The 20,161-nt window shown below is 36.5% G+C and carries 19 protein-coding genes; 9 read left to right on the top strand and 10 right to left on the bottom strand.

What is annotated here, in order from left to right; translation table 11 throughout:
• Window positions 1-20: 20 nt before the first annotated feature.
• Window positions 21-539, bottom strand: coding sequence for an RNA polymerase sigma factor (locus tag FJ651_RS08195; RefSeq protein ID WP_140990024.1), 519 nt, complete (start codon window positions 537-539; stop codon window positions 21-23).
• A 441-nt stretch (window positions 540-980) separates the two neighbouring features.
• Here FJ651_RS08195 and FJ651_RS08190 point away from each other — a divergent pair, with 441 nt between their 5' ends.
• From FJ651_RS08190 to FJ651_RS08180, 3 genes are all read left to right on the top strand, one after another.
• Entirely contained in the window at window positions 981-2,393 is a 1,413-nt protein-coding gene (locus FJ651_RS08190) for a hypothetical protein (protein WP_140990023.1), read from the top strand.
• A gap of 165 nt (window positions 2,394-2,558) precedes the next feature.
• Window positions 2,559-3,887 carry a signal recognition particle protein gene (gene ffh, locus FJ651_RS08185; protein ID WP_140990022.1) on the top strand — a complete coding sequence of 443 codons (1,329 nt, stop codon included), beginning with the start codon at window positions 2,559-2,561 and terminating at the stop codon, window positions 3,885-3,887.
• 211 nt (window positions 3,888-4,098) lie between these two features.
• On the top strand, window positions 4,099-4,980 hold the full coding sequence (locus FJ651_RS08180; RefSeq protein WP_140990021.1) for a bifunctional 5,10-methylenetetrahydrofolate dehydrogenase/5,10-methenyltetrahydrofolate cyclohydrolase: 882 nt from the start codon (window positions 4,099-4,101) through the stop codon (window positions 4,978-4,980).
• 1 nt (window position 4,981) lies between these two features.
• Here FJ651_RS08180 and FJ651_RS08175 read toward each other — a convergent pair whose 3' ends face one another.
• The 5 genes from FJ651_RS08175 to FJ651_RS08155 are packed head-to-tail and all read right to left on the bottom strand — an operon-like array spanning window position 4,982 to window position 7,964.
• Window positions 4,982-5,404 carry a VOC family protein gene (locus tag FJ651_RS08175; protein WP_140990020.1) on the bottom strand — a complete coding sequence of 141 codons (423 nt, stop codon included), beginning with the start codon at window positions 5,402-5,404 and terminating at the stop codon, window positions 4,982-4,984.
• 33 nt (window positions 5,405-5,437) lie between these two features.
• Window positions 5,438-6,196 carry a 23S rRNA pseudouridine(2604) synthase RluF gene (gene rluF / locus FJ651_RS08170; RefSeq protein WP_140990019.1) on the bottom strand — a complete coding sequence of 253 codons (759 nt, stop codon included), beginning with the start codon at window positions 6,194-6,196 and terminating at the stop codon, window positions 5,438-5,440.
• A complete protein-coding gene (locus FJ651_RS08165) occupies window positions 6,196-7,026 on the bottom strand; it encodes an alpha/beta hydrolase (RefSeq protein WP_140990018.1) in 831 nt (276 codons plus the stop codon). Before FJ651_RS08165 ends, rluF begins: the two co-directional genes overlap by 1 nt.
• Window positions 7,027-7,398: a cupin domain-containing protein gene (locus tag FJ651_RS08160; protein ID WP_140990017.1), complete on the bottom strand. Its 372-nt coding sequence runs from the start codon at window positions 7,396-7,398 to the stop codon at window positions 7,027-7,029.
• Window positions 7,399-7,412: 14 nt separating this feature from the next.
• Window positions 7,413-7,964 (bottom strand): hypothetical protein, encoded by a 552-nt coding sequence (locus FJ651_RS08155; protein WP_140990016.1) that lies wholly within the window; start codon window positions 7,962-7,964, stop codon window positions 7,413-7,415.
• 151 nt (window positions 7,965-8,115) lie between these two features.
• Between FJ651_RS08155 and FJ651_RS08150 the strand changes: the two genes are divergently transcribed.
• Entirely contained in the window at window positions 8,116-8,565 is a 450-nt protein-coding gene (locus FJ651_RS08150) for a RidA family protein (RefSeq protein ID WP_140990015.1), read from the top strand.
• A gap of 54 nt (window positions 8,566-8,619) precedes the next feature.
• Entirely contained in the window at window positions 8,620-9,249 is a 630-nt protein-coding gene (locus FJ651_RS08145) for a 7-carboxy-7-deazaguanine synthase QueE (protein WP_140990014.1), read from the top strand.
• A 51-nt stretch (window positions 9,250-9,300) separates the two neighbouring features.
• On the opposite strand, the gene FJ651_RS08140 is transcribed toward FJ651_RS08145, so the two are convergent.
• Both FJ651_RS08140 and FJ651_RS08135 read right to left on the bottom strand, forming a co-directional pair.
• On the bottom strand, window positions 9,301-9,843 hold the full coding sequence (locus FJ651_RS08140) for a DUF2911 domain-containing protein (RefSeq protein WP_140990013.1): 543 nt from the start codon (window positions 9,841-9,843) through the stop codon (window positions 9,301-9,303).
• Window positions 9,844-9,923: 80 nt separating this feature from the next.
• Window positions 9,924-11,189, bottom strand: coding sequence for a YCF48-related protein (locus FJ651_RS08135; RefSeq protein WP_140990012.1), 1,266 nt, complete (start codon window positions 11,187-11,189; stop codon window positions 9,924-9,926).
• Window positions 11,190-11,344: 155 nt separating this feature from the next.
• On the opposite strand from FJ651_RS08135, the gene asnB reads away from it, so the two are divergent.
• On the top strand, window positions 11,345-13,012 hold the full coding sequence (gene asnB, locus FJ651_RS08130; RefSeq protein WP_140990011.1) for an asparagine synthase B: 1,668 nt from the start codon (window positions 11,345-11,347) through the stop codon (window positions 13,010-13,012).
• A 10-nt stretch (window positions 13,013-13,022) separates the two neighbouring features.
• Here the strand turns inward: asnB and FJ651_RS08125 are convergent, their stop codons facing one another.
• Together FJ651_RS08125 and FJ651_RS08120 are read right to left on the bottom strand one after the other, a co-directional pair.
• Entirely contained in the window at window positions 13,023-14,120 is a 1,098-nt protein-coding gene (locus tag FJ651_RS08125; protein ID WP_140990010.1) for an acyloxyacyl hydrolase, read from the bottom strand.
• Window positions 14,121-14,173: 53 nt separating this feature from the next.
• Window positions 14,174-15,511: a M24 family metallopeptidase gene (locus tag FJ651_RS08120; RefSeq protein ID WP_140990009.1), complete on the bottom strand. Its 1,338-nt coding sequence runs from the start codon at window positions 15,509-15,511 to the stop codon at window positions 14,174-14,176.
• A gap of 370 nt (window positions 15,512-15,881) precedes the next feature.
• Here FJ651_RS08120 and gyrB point away from each other — a divergent pair, with 370 nt between their 5' ends.
• From gyrB to mdh, 3 genes are all read left to right on the top strand, one after another.
• On the top strand, window positions 15,882-17,822 hold the full coding sequence (gene gyrB, locus FJ651_RS08115; RefSeq protein ID WP_140990008.1) for a DNA topoisomerase (ATP-hydrolyzing) subunit B: 1,941 nt from the start codon (window positions 15,882-15,884) through the stop codon (window positions 17,820-17,822).
• 137 nt (window positions 17,823-17,959) lie between these two features.
• The gene (locus FJ651_RS08110; RefSeq protein WP_140990007.1) at window positions 17,960-19,006 is read left to right on the top strand and encodes a DUF6588 family protein; all 1,047 of its coding nucleotides are present in this window, start codon (window positions 17,960-17,962) and stop codon (window positions 19,004-19,006) included.
• 119 nt (window positions 19,007-19,125) lie between these two features.
• Complete coding sequence (mdh, locus tag FJ651_RS08105) at window positions 19,126-20,052, top strand: malate dehydrogenase (protein WP_140990006.1); 927 nt, start codon at window positions 19,126-19,128, stop codon at window positions 20,050-20,052.
• Window positions 20,053-20,161: the final 109 nt, after the last annotated feature.

Raw genomic sequence — 20,161 nt, 5'->3', positions numbered from 1 at the left:
AACTCCTACCTACTTTAAAATTAATTTAAACCTTCAACCTGTTCTTTTAATATTTTTAAAGCGCCATAAATTCTTTTTTCAACGGCTTTGGTTGAAATATTGAGCATTTCGGCTATTTCTTTATGTTTTTTTCCTTCAATTCTGTTCAGTAAAAAGGCAACTCGTTGAGCTTCGCTTAAACTTTCAATAGCCTTTTGTAGTTGATCCATATATTCATTGCCTTGCATAATGAACTCCGGATTTTCATTGGTGTAATGCTTTGGTTTGGTTGCCTGATATTTCAACACCACTTTTTGATGGGCATGCTCATTAAGCATTAAATTATTAGCCACTGTAAACAGAAACGACTTTGCTTTATCGGGTGTCACTTTACTACAATTTTCCCAGAGCTTGATAAAGGCTTCTTGTACTTTATCTTTTGGATTAAAATTCTCACCAAATTTGTAATACAAAAAATCGTGCAGGTCTTTAGAATATTTTCTGAATATGGCCGAATAAACGGTTTCAGCGCAGACATTGTCATTTAACGGTAATGGCATTAATAAAAATTTCAGGTAGGAAAATTAGCTTTTTAATTGTTTAGTAACAAGAAATTCATTCTCGAAAATAAGTTAAAAAATTGAAAAACATGAACTATTGTCGCTCCCAGTTGTCTGAAATAAAGCCTTCGTTGGAATGCTGTATAAGTTTAAAGTTAAAAAACTCGTTTTTAGATTATGGTATTATTATTTTGTCACAGTATAACGACAAAAAACTTTATGAAAGCATCTCAACTTTAGACAACTTGAAGGAGAACTTAATTAATAATCCGGATAATAAGGTGCTAAAAATGAAATTTCAACTAAAATTAAATCAGCTTAAATCAATCATTTCTACAAGAAAACGCCTGGAATTATTACATCACGACATAAAAAAATTAAAACACAGGTAGGACTTTTTAAAACTCATCTGTTATATTGTAAATGATAATACTGTAAAACATGAAAGCAACTGTACACTTATTAAAACTTTTCACCTTTTTTGCCCTAATTTCATTGTCATCGTGCCAGGATGAAATTACAGAAATCACCCAGCCTACAGAGCAAGAAGCCTTAGTGCCAGATTCACCACTTGCCAGAAATATTTTTAACATGTCTACTTTTAGTAGCAGTGCATCGTCAATTGTTACCAACACCAGCTGTTTAGCCATAAAGTTGCCCTTTAACGTTGTAGTAAATGGTATTGAAATAACTATTGAGACAGAAGAAGATTACGATATTGTGGCTACTATTTTTGATGAGTTTGACGATGATGATGATGAACTTCAAATCATCTATCCGGTTACGCTTATTTTATTTGATTATTCTGAAGTTGAAGTGAATAATAATGACGAATTGGAGTTTTACATAGAAGAATGTTTAGATAGTTATAATGTTGAGGACGATATTGATTGTATCACATTTGAATATCCAATTACCTTATCACTTTTTAACACGGCCTTTCAATTTTTAAATACCGTTGTTGTTAATAATGATGAAGAATTATTTAATTTTCTTGATGACGATTTTGATGACGAAGATGTGATTGCCGCTATCAACTATCCAATTAATGTTGTACTATTTGATGGTACCGTAATTACGGTTAATAACAATGACGAATTAAACAACATCATTGAAGCAAACGATGACGATTGCGACGATGATAGTAACACGAATATTTCTCTTAACGATCTTGAGGCTTTATTGCTGGAATGTCTATGGAAAATTGATGACCTAGAAATTGATGACGAAGATTTAGACGATTTATATGAAGGCTATTTAATAGATTTTCGGGAAAATAATAATGCGTTAGTCACAAGTCCAAATGGTACAGTTTTTAACGGCACTTGGAGTCTTACGGAAACCTCTACTAGCGTGAAGTTAAATCTTGAAATCAATGGATTACCGGATCTGAACAACCCAAGCTGGATATTTAGAGAATTTGACGACGATGACGACGACGATGAAATTGAAGTAAAATTTAGACACATTGAAGACAAACTTGAATTGGAGCAGGTTTGCACAGCTACCAATAACGAAGAAACCCAAAACTTACAAACCCAATTAACTTCTGGAGAATGGTTTGTTGCGCTTTATCTAGATGATAATGAAGATGAAACTTCTAATTATCAAAACCTTAACTTTACATTCAATGCTAACGGGTTAGTGGAAGTATCAAACAATCAATCAATTATTCAAACCGGTAGCTGGTCTACTTTTGTAAACAGTCAAGGTCAATTAAAGCTCGTATTTAGTTTTTCTGATGATGACGATTTATTTGATGCATTGGAAGAAGACTGGAATGTAGTGGAAACAACAGATAATACAATAAGCCTGGAAGATGACGGCGATCAACTTGTATTTGAAAAAGTATAAAAAAGTGATTAAAAAATCCATTAATTAATCCACATCAATAGTCTCAAAGGACCGCAGTAACAGGCGGTCTTTTTTTCTTTAATAAAGTATTTTTCATTATTGTCAGGTTGCTTTACATTGACCAAGTAAATTTGTAACTTTGCAACTTTCAAAAACAACGCCATTATGTTTAGTAATTTAAGCGATAAGTTAGATAAGGCATTACATGTATTAAAAGGTCATGGAAGCATCACCGAAGTAAACGTTGCCGAAACTTTAAAAGAAGTAAGAAGAGCTCTGCTCGATGCCGACGTTAATTTTAAAATAGCCAAAGAATTTACAACAACCGTAAAAGAAAAGGCGCTCGGGCAAAATGTACTTACCACATTACAGCCCGGTCAATTAATGGTTAAAATTGTAAAAGACGAACTTACGGCGCTTATGGGTGGCGATGCCGAGGGTATTAATCTTTCGGGTAATCCAAGCGTTATTTTAATGTCTGGTTTGCAAGGTTCAGGTAAAACAACCTTTTCGGGAAAACTTGCTAACTATCTTAAAAATAAAAAAACTAAAAAACCGCTTTTGGTAGCTTGCGACGTGTATCGTCCTGCGGCAATAGACCAGCTTCACGTGGTTGGAGGTCAGATTGGTGTTGAGGTTTTCAGCGATAGAGACAATAAAAATCCTGTAGCCATTGCACAAGCCGGTATTGCCCACGCCAAAGCGAATGGCTACAACGTAGTTATTATAGATACTGCCGGTCGTTTGGCTGTTGATGAGGTGATGATGAATGAAATTTCAAACATTCATAAAGCCATTCAACCTCAGGAAACCTTGTTTGTGGTCGATGCTATGACAGGTCAAGATGCCGTAAATACTGCCAAAGCATTTAACGATGTTCTAAATTTTGATGGTGTTATCTTAACAAAATTAGACGGCGATACCCGAGGTGGAGCCGCACTATCAATAAAATCTGTAGTAAACAAGCCCATTAAATTCATTGGTACTGGCGAAAAAATGGAAGCCATTGACGTGTTTTATCCGTCGAGAATGGCCGACAGAATTTTGGGAATGGGAGATGTGGTATCTTTGGTTGAACGTGCTCAGGAACAATATGATGAAGAAGAAGCCAGAAAGCTTTCAAAGAAAATTGCCAAAAATCAGTTTGGTTTTGATGATTTCCTGAAACAAATTCAGCAAATCAAAAAAATGGGTAACATGAAAGATTTATTAGGTATGATTCCAGGAGCCGGTAAAATGCTTAAAGATGTTGATATTGATGACGATGCCTTTAAACATGTAGAAGCCATTATCCAATCAATGACGCCTAAAGAGCGCTCTAATCCGGCAATTATTAATGCTTCCAGAAAAAAACGAATTGGTGAAGGTTCAGGCACATCAGTTCAAGAAGTTAACAGACTTATGAAACAATTTGATCAAATGAGTAAGATGATGAAAATGATGCAAGGAGGCAAAGGCAAGCAAATGATGCAAATGATGAATAATATGAGATAAGACTCACACTGTATTTATGTATAAATGATATCTGTATAAATCTGTGAAGGCTGCCGTAAAAAAATAGAAAAGAGAAAAGAGAGAAGAGAGAAGAGAGAAAGAAAAATCAATATACCAAACTATAAGCGCGTAAAGAATTAGAACAGTAATCTGTGTAAATCCGTGTAATTCGTGTCTAAGAGAACTAACTAAATTCAACAAATAACCAATTATGATAATTCTAGACGGTAAAAAAGTTAGCAACGATATTAAGAATGAAATCACCGCACAGGTGGAGAAAATGAAAGCCAGAGGCGAAAAAGTACCTCACCTGGCAGCCGTTATTGTTGGAAATGACGGCGCAAGTCTTACTTATGTTAATAGTAAGGTAAAAGCTTGTGAGCGCGTTGGCTTTAAGTCTACTATGATAAGAATGTCTAGTACTACCAGTGAAATAGAGTTACTGGATAAAATTCAGGAACTCAATGAGGATGACAATATCGATGGGTTTATTGTTCAGCTGCCTCTGCCAAAACAAATAGATACTCAAAAAGTACTCCTAACAGTAAATCCCGATAAGGATGTAGATGGTTTTCATCCTACGAATTTTGGAAAAATGGCCTTGGATATGAGTACCTTTATTCCTGCTACGCCATTTGGTATCTTGGAACTTTTAGAGCGTTACGGTGTTGAAACCGATGGTAAACATACCGTTATTATTGGTCGATCGCATATAGTTGGCAGACCAATGAGTATTTTAATGGGTAGAAAAGGTTTTCCAGGTAATTCAACCGTAACTTTAACTCACAGTCACACAAAAAATATTACGCAAATAACCTCACAGGCAGATATTATCATTTCCGCATTAGGTGTTCCAGGTTTTTTAAAAGCTGAAATGGTTAAAGACGACGCCGTAATTATTGATGTAGGCATTACCAGAGTTCCTGACGAAACAACTGAAAAAGGTTATTACATTACCGGTGATGTTGACTTCGAAAATGTGAGCAAAAAAGCCAGCTACATCACGCCCGTTCCAGGCGGTGTTGGTCCAATGACCATCGCTATGTTGCTTAAAAATACACTTTTAGCAAGAGAGCGTCATTTGCTTAGATAGTTTACTTAGCGAAAATCTGACTCATATCTTTAAATGACTTGAATTCTAAAGCATTACCGGCCGGATCTTTAAAAAACATGGTGGCTTGTTCGCCTACTTGTCCTTGAAACCTTATATAAGGCGCTATAATAAACTGAATGCCTTTAGTTTTTAAATCATCCGCAAATTGATGAAAAACCTCCCAATCTAAAACTACCCCAAAATGTGGTACAGGAACATCTTTTCCGTCTACGGGATTGGTATGTAGCTCAGCATCAGATTTTGGTTTGTAGTGTATCACCAATTGATGACCAAAAAAATTAAAATCAACCCAATGGTCACTGCTTCTGCCTTCTTCACAATTAAGGATGTCTCGATAAAAGATGCGACATTCAGCTAAATTATGAACCGGAATTGCCAAATGAAATGGAGAAATGGTTTTCATGATTTTATATTATTTAATTGCTTTGATTGTTTTCTATTTTTTATGTGAAGGTTTCGGTTTTGCTGGCTTTGCTGTTTTGACAGAGGACTCTAATAAGTGGTTGAGATCTAAAAATTCATCTTTGGAAAGTTCTCTAAACGTCCCAACAGGGACATCTAATTTAATGTTCATAATTCTAACCCGTTTCAAGGTTTCAACCTGATAGTCTAAATACTCACACATTCTTCTTATTTGTCGGTTTAATCCCTGAGTTAGCACAATTCTGAAAGTGAAATTGTCAATTTTTTCCACTTTACATTTTTTTGTTACCGTATTTAAAATTGGAATACCATTTCGCATCCTTTCAACAAATGTTTGTGAAATTGGTTTATTTACAGTCACTAAGTATTCTTTCTCATGATTATTACTAGCGCGCAAAATTTTATTAACGATATCGCCATCGTCAGTTAACAGAATTAATCCTTCACTTGCTTTGTCCAAGCGTCCTATCGGGAAAATACGTTTATGATAATTAATAAAATCGATGATGTTATTTTTTTCAACTTTGGTATCTGTTGTACAAACAACTCCAACAGGTTTATTAAAAGCAAGATATGTAAAGGTTTCTTTAGAGTTTGCAATAATCTCTCCATCAACTTTTACTACATCATCCAAAGTGATTTTGGTACCCATTTCAGCTTTGATATCGTTTACGGTAATTCGACCTGCTTCAATGAGCTTATCGGCAGCGCGTCTTGAGCAGTAACCTACTTCGCTTAAAAATTTATTGATTCTAACGGTCTTGTCTTCCATTAATCTGAAATAATAAATTCTTCAATATAAGCTGTAACCTTATGGTTTTTTAACGAATGTCCCAATCCTTCAGTTGATATGAGTTTAGCGTTAATCGCTCTCTTATGAATTTGTAAGGCATCGTCATACGGAATTATTTGGTCGTTTTTATCATGTATAATCAAACTTTTTTGTTCAATTTCTTTCATTAAACTTGAAGTTGAAAATGATGTGGATGGTCTGCCAAAACGCTCAACAATAATACCGTCAAGCCGTTTTATAATACGTTGATTATACCCAAGCATATTGGTATATCTTGCAAATACATCTTTAAATTCAGAAGGCGCACCTAACAGTATTAATTTTTCTACGCTGTCTAATTTGTGTTTGTGTTGAAAAAATACAGCCGACATACCACCAACCGAATGACCGATTATAATTTGAGGTTTAAATCTTTTGGCAACCACAGCAATAAATTCAGAATAAAGCAACGCGTTAAATTCATTCCCACCTGAGCGGCCATGCGCAGGGGCATCAAGAGCGATGATTTCGTATCCTAATTTATTAAATTTTAAAATTACTTTTTTCCAGCGTGCAGCATTACTTTCCCAGCCATGAGCCAATAAAATAGTGCCCTTGTCGCCAAGCCATCTGTAGGTCATAATTGAGAGGCTATCATGATATTGCTCTTCTTTAAAAGCAGTACCTAAAAAGTCGGCTTGTTTTTCGTTAATGCGGCCCTTCCTTGGGGTCGTGAACAATTTTAATGCTTTTTTAGCCGCATAATCTTGAGAGATGTAGCTTATTGCATTGTAGTAATTGCCAACTATTTTAATGACGAGCTTTTTCATTTAATCTTCTCTATTGGCTTGTTCTAATGAAAATGCCGGAGTGCAAATAGCAATATATTCGCAGGGCTCATTAAAGGGGTTACAATATTGAACGCGAGTATGTTTGTTGATTTTAATAGATTGTCCCGGTTCTAAAACAACGGCTTCTTCGTTAAATTTAAACTGTTTTTTTCCTGAAATAATATATGTTATCTCATCAAATGCGGGCGTTTGAAATGGCTCACTCCAGCCGGGTGGTGCAATCATATGGGCCACACTAATTTGAGAATTACCGTCTGTTGCTAACCCAAAATGTTCTTCAATAACTTTACCGTCGGTTGTTGGCACAACAAACGGTTTGTTTTGGATGGTGTATTTGTTGTTTTTCTTCATTCAAAAAAACCTTACTACCAGTGTAGCATAAAATATTTTATTTTAGCTTTCCCAGGTATTTGTAGTTGATCTATCGTTTGGGTGTTATCAAATCTTAATTCTGCCGGTAATTCTGTTTTGTCTATTGTAAACGCCGCATTAATTTCTTTAACACTAACAACTACATTCCCAATAAGATTATCTATTTTATTAATTTTAAAGTTGTCTTTGATGTCTTTAAATGTGCTTTTTTTATTGATTCCGTTAGTGGTTTTATAAAGCGGACTTTCAATTTTTACGGTTTTAATGGTTGCTGTGGAATCATTTGGTCGGGTTGCCGTAAGTGTCAGTAACTTTTCGCCTGTGTTGCTGTAAATTTCAATTTGAGAACTGCTTGATGAAAAACTGATGGCTTTTACAATTGAAGTAATCGAATCTTCAGGGAAAGCTAATTTTAAGTCTTTTACTTGAGTTGAATCGGTAAGTAAACCAATATAACGTTTTCCTATTTCAAAAGGATCTTGCGGTTTTGAACAACTGGTGATTGCTATAGCTATAACACTTAAAAATAGAAGTTTTTTGATCATAATTTGATGTGAATAAAGTTTTAGTTGTTGCAATACTAATTTATAACAAAAATACTCTAATTTTAAAGAAGTGAAAAGCTCAAAATTTAAACTTCGGTTTGATTTAGGCTTTTATTAACTATTTTTTAGATTCAGGAAAATTTCAATTCAAATGAAACATATTTTAAAAGTATTTATTTTTTTAATGTTAATCGTTTTTTTTGCTTGTGGAGAACAGAATAATTATCCTGTTTTTCATCAATCTCACGAGCCTAAAAAACAAAATGCACCATTTAGTGATGCCGTTGAAACCCAAGATTTGTTGTTTCTTTCCGGTCAAATTGGTATGGATCACAGCACAAGAACTTTAGTTGAAGGCGGTATTCAAACAGAAACACTTCAAACTATAAAAAACATTGAGGCGGTACTTCTGCATCACGAGTTAGAATTAAAAGATGTAATTAAATGTACGGTTATTCTGAGCGACATCAACGATTTTGCCGCATTTAATGAAATTTACATTCAATACTTTAAACAAAAACCCGCAAGAACTACCTTTGCGGCCTCTGGCCTTGCAGCCAATGCTAAAATTGAAATTGAAGTAGTGGCTGTAAAACGGTAATTTTAAAACGGTAATTTTTAAAATACTTAGGTATTTAAATTACCTTTGCAGCCCATGAAAAAAGAAATTCAAGATTTAGTAAATCAAGGTAAGATGCTGCCTTTAATGGAAGCTTTTTACACCATTCAGGGTGAAGGTTTTCATAAAGGTACAGCTGCTTATTTTATAAGAGTTGGCGGTTGCGATGTAGGTTGCCACTGGTGCGATGTTAAAGAAAGTTGGAATCCCGATATTCATCCGCCCACATCGGCCGATGATATTGTTAATGAAGCAGCAAAATATTCAGACACCATTGTGATTACCGGAGGTGAACCACTTACCTGGGATATGACTTATCTAACAAATAAGTTGAAAGAAAAAGCATTGAAAATTCATATTGAAACTTCAGGTGCTTATCCGTTGACGGGTGTTTGGGATTGGATTTGTCTCTCCCCAAAAAAAATAAAATTACCTCAAACCGAAATTTATAGCAAGGCCCACGAGTTGAAAGTGATTGTTTACAATAACAGCGATTTTCAATTTGCCGAAGAACAAGCCACTCAAGTAAATGGCAATTGTATTTTGTACTTACAACCCGAGTGGAGTAAAAGAGAAAAAATGATGCCGCTAATTGTGGATTATGTGATGAAAAATCCTAAATGGCGAATTTCACTTCAAACGCATAAGTATTTAAACATTCCATAAAAAAAGCCCAAATAATCAAATTGGGCTTCTTTAAGTCTTATGGAGTGAAATTTATTTTTTAAATGGAACCGCCAATCGCATAGTTCCCCAACCTATATGAAGGGTTACGCCGTTATCAGCTTCTGAAAATACCATCGAAAATGCATCTAATGCTTCATCACTGTTGCTCACAGGTACCGATAATCTGGCAACATCTTTAGATTCGTCGTAGAAGTAAGAGCCCCAAACATTAAGGTCTTTATTAATGATGGCAGTCCATTCTTTTTCACCCGGAATGGTGTAAAAAGTATATGTTCCAGCTTTTACGGTGCTGCTACCTAATTTCATATCAACATAAAAAGTAATTTCGCAAGCCTCATTGGCACCTGTTCTCCAGACTTTACCGTTTGGTGCTAAATCGCTTATCAATCGGTCATTTAATTGCGGTCTGCTGTAAGTGATTTTAACTAGTTTATCGGCTACTCTATAATCACTTGGAAATGCCGCGGCATCCATCGGACTTTTATCTAGGCCTCTAAACTCCTGTGATATTATATGTTGCGAAGAAAATAATACAACGGCTACTAGAGCCAATTTTAAAATATTTGATTTCATAATTTTTTTATTTGTGTTAAAAATACAATTTTTTACTTTAAAATAGCCTAAAATATAACCAAGTCAGGCATCAAGATTTTTTATTGTTTGATAAATTTAAACGATTGCCTGCCGGTATTGCTGTGGAAATTTAAAAAATAAGAGCCAGACGCAAGATGATCAACATTAAAACTATAACTTTTTATTTGCTTAGAATTGACTATATCTCTTGAAAGTTGTTGAATAAATTTACCGGAAAGATCATAAATTTCAATCACTAAATTATCGGCCGAATCAAATGTAACCGAAAACTCTAACGATGATTTAACCGGATTGTCTTTTAGTGTTACGTCAAGTACATTTTTACCTTTTATTTCGTCATCTACAATAGATAGAGATGTATCGCTGTATTTATATACCGAGGTGCCGCATCCATATGCCAAACCAGTGTTTAATACAATAATTCGGTTTAAATTATTGCCTATACCTGTGTTAGTCCATGTTTGTCCGCCATCGTTAGTTTCATAAAAACCGGTGGTATGACCACCCATCCAACCTTTGGTTTCAGAAATAAATCCAAGTGCTTGAATATTGGTTTCGGGTGCATCAAAAGATTGCCAGCTGTTTCCGGCGTCAAAGCTTTTAATTAGTTTTCCTAAATGTGGTGCTACTGAAGAAACAGCGCCAAAAACTACATTGGGATTATCTAAAATTTGAATTTTCCAAACATATTCTCCAGGTATACCTGAGTTGTATACTTCAATCCAGGTGTTACCTCCGTCAGTAGTTTTAAGTAAGCAGGCACCGCCGGCGTTTTGACCACCCGCATATCCGGTAGTTTCGTCAATAAACTTGATTTCAACCAAAGCAGTCGCCAAGTCGGACATATTGGTGTAAGTCCAGGTCTGTCCGGCATCAATGGATTTTATGATAAAAGCCGGTTGGAAAAATGCGCCGCAGCCAAAAATAGTTTGGGCGTTTAAGGCTGATAATCCGCAAACGGCATTTGGGTTTGGGGTAATGTTATCAACCGGGAGCCATGTGTTTCCGCCATCAGTGGTTTTTAACAGTAAATTGTTGAGCGTACCAAGAAATCCGTTTTGATCATCTAAAAATTCGATATTTCTGAAATAAAAAGCACCTCCTAAATCACTTTCGGTTAATTGTGTTTGCCATGTTTCTCCGCCGTCGGTTGTCTTGTATACTGCTGCGAAAAAACCGTTGGCAGCCCAACCTGTGTTCTCATCTAAAAAGAAAACATCATCAAATCGTTGTCCGCCACCATTGTTAAAAAGACTGGTAGATTGCCAGTTTTGACACCAGCAGAGATTAGAAAATAGAAGTAATGTGTATGCTATCAATTTCATTTTGTAAATATAAATAACAAATAATATGTTATTAACTTTTTAAATGATATCAAATAGTAATAAAATATTATAATTTGTAATTATTATATGAGTTTATGTTTTATTATTGAAACTATAAACTCACATTTGCATTCTAATTAATTATATAAAGAATTATGTGCGGAATTGTTTGTGCTTTTGAACTAAAACAAAAATCTGAAGATTTAAGACCTCAAATATTAGAGATGGCCAAGATTATTCGTCATCGCGGTCCGGACTGGAGTGGTATTTACAGCAATGATAAGGCTATTTTGGCTCATGAGCGTTTGGCAATTGTTGATCCGGCTTCCGGTAAACAACCCTTATTTAGCGAAGATAAAAAGCTGATTCTGGCAGCAAACGGCGAAATTTACAACCACCGTGAATTGAGAAAGAGATTTGAAGGTAAATACAATTTTCAAACTCAAAGCGATTGCGAGGTTATTTTAGCGTTGTATCAAGAAAAAGGGGTTGATTTTATAGATGAGATGAATGGTATTTTTGGATTTGCCATTTACGATGTTGACAAAGACGAATATTTTATTGCGCGCGATCATATGGGAATTATTCCCTTATATATTGGTTGGGATCAACATGGAACCTTTTATGTAGCTTCCGAATTAAAGGCACTGGAAGGCTACTGCACTAAAATTGAATTATTTCCTCCGGGTCATTATATGAGTAGTAAAGACGGTAAGTTTGTTAAATGGTACCAAAGAGATTGGACAGAGTACGATGCGGTGAAAGATAACGAAACCAGCATTGCAAAAATTAAGCATGCATTGGAAGCTGCGGTTCACCGCCAACTTATGAGCGATGTACCCTATGGGGTCTTGCTTTCAGGCGGATTAGACTCTTCGGTGACATCGGCCATTGCAAAAAAGTATGCCGAGAAGCGTATAGAATCAGACGATACCCAAGCCGCATGGTGGCCACAATTACACTCGTTTTCGGTGGGACTGGAAGGTTCTCCCGATTTGGCAGCTGCAAGGAAAGTTGCTGATCATATTGGCACTGTACATCACGAAATTAAATTCACCATTCAGGAAGGTTTAGATGCCATTAAAGATGTAATTTACAATCTTGAAACCTATGACATTACAACGGTAAGAGCTTCAACACCTATGTATTTAATGGCTAGGGTCATTAAATCGATGGGTATCAAAATGGTGTTGTCGGGTGAAGGCGCCGATGAATTATTTGGAGGCTATTTATATTTTCATAAAGCACCAAATGCTCAGGAATTCCATGATGAAACCGTTCGAAAGTTGAGTAAACTTCATATGTACGATTGTTTGCGTGCCAACAAAAGTTTGGCAGCATGGGGTATTGAAGGGCGCGTGCCATTCTTAGATAAAGAGTTTATAGATGTAGCCATGTCTATCAATCCGCAAGACAAGATGATTAATGGTGAACGCATGGAAAAATGGGTGGTGCGTAAGGCATTTGAAGATTTATTACCAGCCAGCGTGGCCTGGCGTCAAAAAGAACAATTTAGCGATGGTGTTGGTTACAGTTGGATAGATACCCTAAAGGAAGTAGTCAACAAAGAAGTTACCGACGAACAATTGGCAAATGCGCGTTTTAGATTTCCAATTCAAACACCACAAAACAAAGAGGAATATTATTACAGGTCAATTTTTCAATCGCATTTCCCTAGCGATGCAGCGGCCCTATGCGTTCCTCAGGAGCCAAGTGTTGCTTGCAGTACTAAGATAGCATTAGAATGGGATGAAGCTTTCAAAAACATGAACGACCCTAGCGGAAGAGCCGTGGCGAAGGTCCATACGGATGCATACTCTTAAATAAATATTGCTAAAACACATAGCCAACCCTCAGGTCAAAAAAATCGGCTACATGGCGGTGCGCTTTTAGGTTGAAGCCTGCAAAGAACTTTTTGTTGAAATTGTAGGTTAAACCGTAACGCTGATAAACATCGTCATTGATGCGATAATCGTTGTAATAGTATATGCCCAATTCTTGACTAAAGGTTACTTTTCCAAACCAAAATTCATGACCTAAAAGCCCTGCGGCCTGTGCAAAATTGGCGTTTGCACCGTCTAAATTAATTTGTTCGCGTCTGGAGTAGTCAAGAATAAGTTCTGTTCCTGCTGTTAAAGCGCTTCGGCCGCCAATCCAACGGCTGTATTTACCCATAAATCCAAATACATAAAATTTATCTTTATCTCCAACTGCAGCATTGCTCCATCCCGAAAAGTGGGCCACGATAAATTTGTGTTTGTCTTCTGGTGCTTGTCGCTTACCTATTTTATCTAGGTTTGGATAGCTTACCGGCTTAAAACTTTTGTTGACTCCTAAACTTAATGATGGAAAATTAAGACCCTTATTAGGTGTTCTTACGCCACCATTTGAGGTATGATTGTATTTGGCCATTAAACGCAAATTCCATGAGTCTGTAACCCGATAGTTCACGCCAAAACCAACCATTAATGCGAAACTTAAATGGGTGCTGTAAGATTCGTTTAAAATATTAGAGACTTCATCATAAGGTTGAGTTAAGTAGGCACCTCCAATGCCTAACCTAAAAAAAAGATTGGTTCGGCTTTGAGTATTGAAATAAGGTTCCAGATAACCCATGGCTAAAACACCGTGACCCAAAACCTCTCTGTTGTCCCAATTCCATAAAGCCACATCTATGCCAACTCTGGGGAAGCAGTTACAAAATTCCCAGGCACTTTGGGTTAGTAATAATTGACTCCAATCTACACTTATGGCCGACGGGTAAGCATCATCAATCTGTCTTAACGACGGCGCATGTTTAATAAGAAATCCATAGTCTAAACTCAAACCTATAAAATTCGGCTTTTCATTAGGCTTATTTTTTGCCTCTTGACCTGAAACAAATTCAAATAACGATAAGGTCACGAACACAACTAAAAATGGTTTTTTCATATTATTACAGCCATTAGTTTAGTTTTATCTAATCTACATGTTCGTGGTCTTTTTTATTTTTTTGAGGAAATTAAGATAAGATCTTCTTGAGGTGAAATTAAATATTCTGCGCCTTCATCTGTAACCACTGCCATTTCTTCAACAGAAATGGTCTTAATTTGTCCGTCATCTAATTTCCAGGCATGAAAACCGTCAAATGCAAAGGTCATTCCTTCTTTAAGAATTTTGTTACTGGCAGGTCTTATATGAGAAGCCTGAGAACCACCTAGGTTTGGACCAATATCATGTGCCACATAACCCACGGGATGCCCTGTACTCCACATTACATATTCAGAGCCGGCTTGTTCCATTAACACACGTTGCGCTCTGTCGACATCAACGCCCTTCACGCCAGGCTTCATAGCAGCCAAGGCAGCACGATTACCTGCTTTACTACTGTTCCAATAGTGTGTAATGTCTTCGGGTGCCACTGTTTCTCCGGGTTTTAAAACGTAGGCAAATCTCTGTATATCGGTTACCCAGCGATTGTGAACTTTAATGCCAAAATCAATTTGAATAACGTCGCCAGGCATAATAACCTTGTTGGTAGCATGCGAATGACCGCGATCAGGACCTGAGTTTACATTGGGATTTTGGTCTGGTGACCAGCCATCTGTAACGCCGTAAATTTTCATTTTTTCTTTTAGAAATTTGGCAACATCGGCATCGGTTGTTTGGCCGGGAATTACTTGAGTGTAAGCTTCAATTTGCCAATCTGCGGTAATTTGTGCGGCTTTGCGCATAATCTCGACTTCTTCCGGGAGTTTAATTGATAACCATTCATAAACTACTTCGGTTGAAGGAACCAACAAATTTGAAAGCTCACCCAGTTTGGTTTCTAATTCCTGGTATTGGGTATGAGATAAACCATCTGCAAGAGCATTTTCTTCTGAAATATTAACAGCAATATTTTTAAAATCTTTTGTTTTTATAAACGCAATGGCCGTATCAATGGCAGAAGTACCGCGTTCAACTGAGATTACCTTATCATGAATATCTAACTCGTCTAAGGCAGTACTTTCACCCGAGGGCGAAAACACCAATGAATGAAATCCATCAGAATCATTATAAAACATAAAAACAGCCGTTCCACCGGCATTTTCCCCGCCTATATGTTCTGCCATTGGGTCGTTGTTGTTTTCCCGGCAAACAACCAGCCAACAATCTACTGCGGCAGCTTTTAATGCTTCGGGTAAAAGTGTGTTAATGCGTTTTTTTCTAATGTCCGGCCAGGGGTTTTCGCCCCAAATATCGACAGGATTTACAGTAGTTGTCACGGTATTTTTTTCTTGAATATTATTACAACTATAGGTGAATAGCAATAACGTTGTGAGTAGTAGAGTGTTTTTCATTTTCACAAATTAGTAATTTTTTGGTAAAGATAAATTAAGATTTTTAGATATAATAATTAGGACTCGTTTGAACCGAATTCACTGTTTTCAATTGATCTCTTTCAGCAGATGTTTTTCAAAATTTCAATTCTAAGCTATTTTTTTACTTTTCCGCTTTTTAGAACAACAAAAAATCAATCAAAATCAATTTTAAGGGCATTTTTAGACGTTTTAAGCCACTTTTAAGTTTTTAACAAATGTTGATAATTTATACATTGTCTATCTGAAAATGTTTCAAATTGCATTCATATTTGTTATCTTTGTGGGTATCGGAAAATGATGCAATAGCGTCATTTTTTTATGACCTAAATCTAACAATTAAAATAATTTTATGAGCGAAGAAATTAATAAAAACAACTACTCAGCTGATAGTATTCAAGCGCTTGAAGGAATGGAGCACGTTCGTATGCGTCCTTCCATGTATATTGGAGATGTTGGCGTAAGAGGTTTGCATCATTTGGTGTATGAAGTGGTCGATAACTCAATTGATGAGGCAATGGCCGGTCATTGTGACACCATTCATGTAATTATAAACGAAGATAATTCTATTACTACCGAGGATAACGGTAGAGGTATTCCGGTAGATTTACATAAAAAAGAAGGCGTGTCTGCTTTACAAGTGGTAATGACCAAAATTGGTGCCGGTGGTAAATTCGACAAAGATTCTTATAAGGTTTCAGGTGGATTACACGGTGTTGGTGTAAGTTGTGTAAATGCACTGTCTGAACATTTAACAGCAACCGTTTACAGAGACGGCAAAATATATCAACAGGAGTATGAGCGCGGTAAAGCCTTATATCCTGTAAAACAAATTGGTGAAACCGATAAGAGAGGTACCGTTGTTACCTTTAAACCAGATGCCACGATTTTCACACAAACAGTTGAATATACTTATGATACACTGGCAAGCAGACTACGCGAACTGTCATTCTTAAACAAAGGCATCACCATTACATTAACCGATAAAAGACAGCCAAACGAGAAAGGTGAGTTTGAAGTACAAACGTTTCATTCAGATGAAGGATTAAAAGAATTCATCAGGTTCTTGGATGGAAATCGTGAACCCTTAATGAAAGATGTAATAGCTTTTGAAGGCGAAAAAAATGGCGTTCCGGTTGAGGTCGCTATGATTTACAACACCTCATATGCCGAAAATTTACATTCTTATGTAAATAATATCAATACGCATGAAGGTGGTACACATTTGGCAGGATTTAGACGTGGTTTAACCATGACATTGAAAAAATACGCCGATTCATCAGGCTTAACCGACAAATTGAAGTTCGAAATTGCCGGAGACGACTTTCGTGAAGGCCTAACCGCTATTATTTCAGTAAAAGTAGCCGAGCCACAATTTGAAGGGCAAACCAAAACCAAGTTGGGTAACAGAGAAGTTTCAGCATCGGTAAGTCAGGCGGTGTCTGAAATGTTGACAGATTACCTGGAAGAACACCCCGATGATGCCAAAATTATAGTACAAAAAGTAATTCTTGCTGCTCAGGCGCGACATGCGGCCCAAAAAGCGAGAGAAATGGTGCAGAGAAAAACCGTTATGAGTATTGGCGGTTTACCCGGTAAATTAAGTGACTGTTCAGAACAAGATCCTGCAAAATGCGAATTGTTTCTTGTTGAGGGTGATTCGGCCGGTGGAACTGCAAAGGCAGGAAGAGACAGAAATTTTCAGGCTATTTTACCATTAAGAGGTAAAATTCTGAATGTTGAAAAGGCTATGGTGCACAAGGTGTTTGAAAATGAAGAAATTAAAAACATCTTTACCGCCTTGGGAGTAACTATAGGAACCGAGGAAGACAGTAAAGCACTCAACCTGTCCAAATTGAGATATCACAAAATAGTAATTATGTGTGATGCCGATATCGATGGAAGCCATATTGCAACATTAATCTTAACCTTTTTCTTTAGATATATGAAAGAGCTGGTTGAAGAAGGCCACGTATACATTGCAACGCCACCACTGTACTTGGTTAAAAAAGGTAACAAAAAAGAATACGCATGGAGTGATAAAGAGCGAGATGTTATTGCAGAATCTTTTGGAGGTAATGTGAGTATTCAACGATACAAAGGTTTAGGTGAAATGAACGCCGAACAACTTTGGGATACCACTATGAATCCGGAATTCAGGACCTTGCGATTGGTTCAAATTGACAATGGAACAGAAGCCGATCGTATTTTCTCAATGCTAATGGGCGATGAAGTACCACCAAGACGAGAATTTATCGAGAAGAATGCTATCTATGCGAATATAGACGCATAATGCAGAAGTATATCATAAAAAAACACTCCTTTATGGGGTGTTTTTTTGTTTGACACCCTGATAAAATGCAATTAATATCGGTAAAATGCGTTTAATTTAAAGAATTTATTAATTTAGTTTCACCAAATCTAGATGTCATGAAAAAGATCATAGTAATATTTGTATTGATTATTACGGTACAAAGTATCAAATCGCAAGAACTAGAATCAATCTTATTAGCCGCTGATGATGCTGGTTTGTTAACCGAAAATTATCTTAATCCCGCAATGATAGGATTGATGCACAGTATGAATGGTGGCTGGTATACAACCGGTAAAGTTCATCAAAAATTTGGTTTTGATATTACCATAAGCGCTAATGCCTCGCTAGTTCCTTCAAATGCTGAGTTTTTTAATTTCATACCGTCCGATTATAACTTTTTGTCATTACCTAATGGAGAGACCACAATTCCAACTGTAATGAGTGAAAGTACTTTTGAAACCGAAGTAGATGTTAGAATACCAAACGGCGACGGAACATTTAAAGTGGGCAGTTTTACAATGCCCGGTGGCATTGGTGCTGATTTACCTTTAAATGCAGTGCCTACGCCAATGGTTCAGCTTGGTTTGGGTTTACCCACTAAAACCGATTTAAAAATTAGATACGTTCCAAATATGTCGTTCGGTGACGACTTTGATAGCGGATTAATTGGTATCGGACTCCAACATGATATAACCCAATATTTAGGTACAATGGAAAAATTACCGTTGAGTATTTCAGTGTTGGCAGCATTCACAACATTAAATGCCAGTTATGCTATCAATAACGAAGATTTTACAGATAACGTCTCCGTCAATAACGGCGAAGCAGAATTCAGATTAAACACGTACACCATCCAGGCCATTGGTTCTTTAGATTTTAAAATCATAACATTTTATGGTAGTTTGGGCTACAATGGTGGCAAAACAACCGCTAAGATGAAAGGCGATTACACCTTAACATACGATGTTGAAGATTCTAATGGTAATGTGGTTGGAGCAGTCAATGAAAGTATTTCAGATCCTTTAAATTTAGGTTTCGATATTAATGGGATGCGGGCTACCTTGGGTACAAGACTTAATTTAGGCTTTTTCAAGATTTTTGCTGATTATTCATTCCAGGAATTCAACACACTTAGCGCAGGTATTGCATTAAGCTTTAGATAAACTTTTTTTACCTAAAACATCAAATAATAACGCTTTAGTAACTTCAAAAATAACTAATTTATTCGTAATTTTGCACTCCAAAACAAGCATAGTACAACAATTATTTTAAATTAAATTATATGAAAGTTACAGTAGTAGGAGCAGGAGCAGTTGGAGCGAGCTGCGCAGAGTATATCGCCATTAAAAATTTTGCAAGCGAAGTAGTATTATTAGACATTAAAGAAGGTTATGCCGAGGGTAAGGCCATGGATTTAATGCAATGCGCTTCTCTTAACGGTTTTGATACTAAAATTTCAGGCTCAACAAACGATTACTTGAAAACTGCTAATAGCGACGTTTGTGTTATTACTTCCGGTATTCCAAGAAAACCGGGTATGACAAGAGAAGAGCTTATTGATATTAATGCCGGGATTGTTAAAACTGTAGCAACTAATTTAATCAAGTATTCGCCAAATACCATACTTATTGTAGTGAGTAACCCTATGGATACAATGGCGTATCTTGTTCACAAAGCAACAGGTTTACCAAAAAATAAAATTATAGGTATGGGTGGTGCCTTAGATTCTGCTCGTTTTAAGTACAGATTGGCCGAGGCTTTAGATGCCCCAATTAGTGATGTTGACGGTATGGTGCTTGGCGGTCATAGTGATACAGGTATGGTGCCATTAACCAGATTGGCAACAAGAAACAGTGTTCCTGTTTCAGAGTTTTTAAGTGAAGAAAGATTAAATCAGGTAAAAGAAGATACCAAGGTAGGTGGTGCGACACTTACCAAACTTTTAGGTACTTCAGCGTGGTATGCTCCGGGAGCTGCTGTTAGTGCCATGGTGCATGCTATAGCTTGCGATCAAAAGAAAATGTTCCCATGTTCAGCCATGCTGGAAGGCGAATACAATTTAAGCGATATTTGTTTGGGAGTTCCTGCTATTATAGGTGCCAACGGAATAGAGAAAATTGTAGAAATTGAATTAAGCAATGATGAAAAAACTCAAATTGCTGAAAGCGCCGAAGGTGTAAAGGTAGTTAATGCTCTTTTAAACGTTTAATACATTACGTAAAACACCGTATTATTTTAAAAGAGCGACACCAAGTCGCTCTTTTTTATAAATCATAGAATTGTATTGGCAATTCTTTATTGAAATCATATATTTGCAC

Origin of the sequence: Paucihalobacter ruber (assembly GCF_006494535.1) — a bacterium.
GTDB classification, from domain to species: domain Bacteria; phylum Bacteroidota; class Bacteroidia; order Flavobacteriales; family Flavobacteriaceae; genus Paucihalobacter; species Paucihalobacter ruber.
The sequence above is the reverse complement of the archived record's forward strand: the minus strand, read 5'-3'. Positions and strand labels throughout refer to the sequence as shown.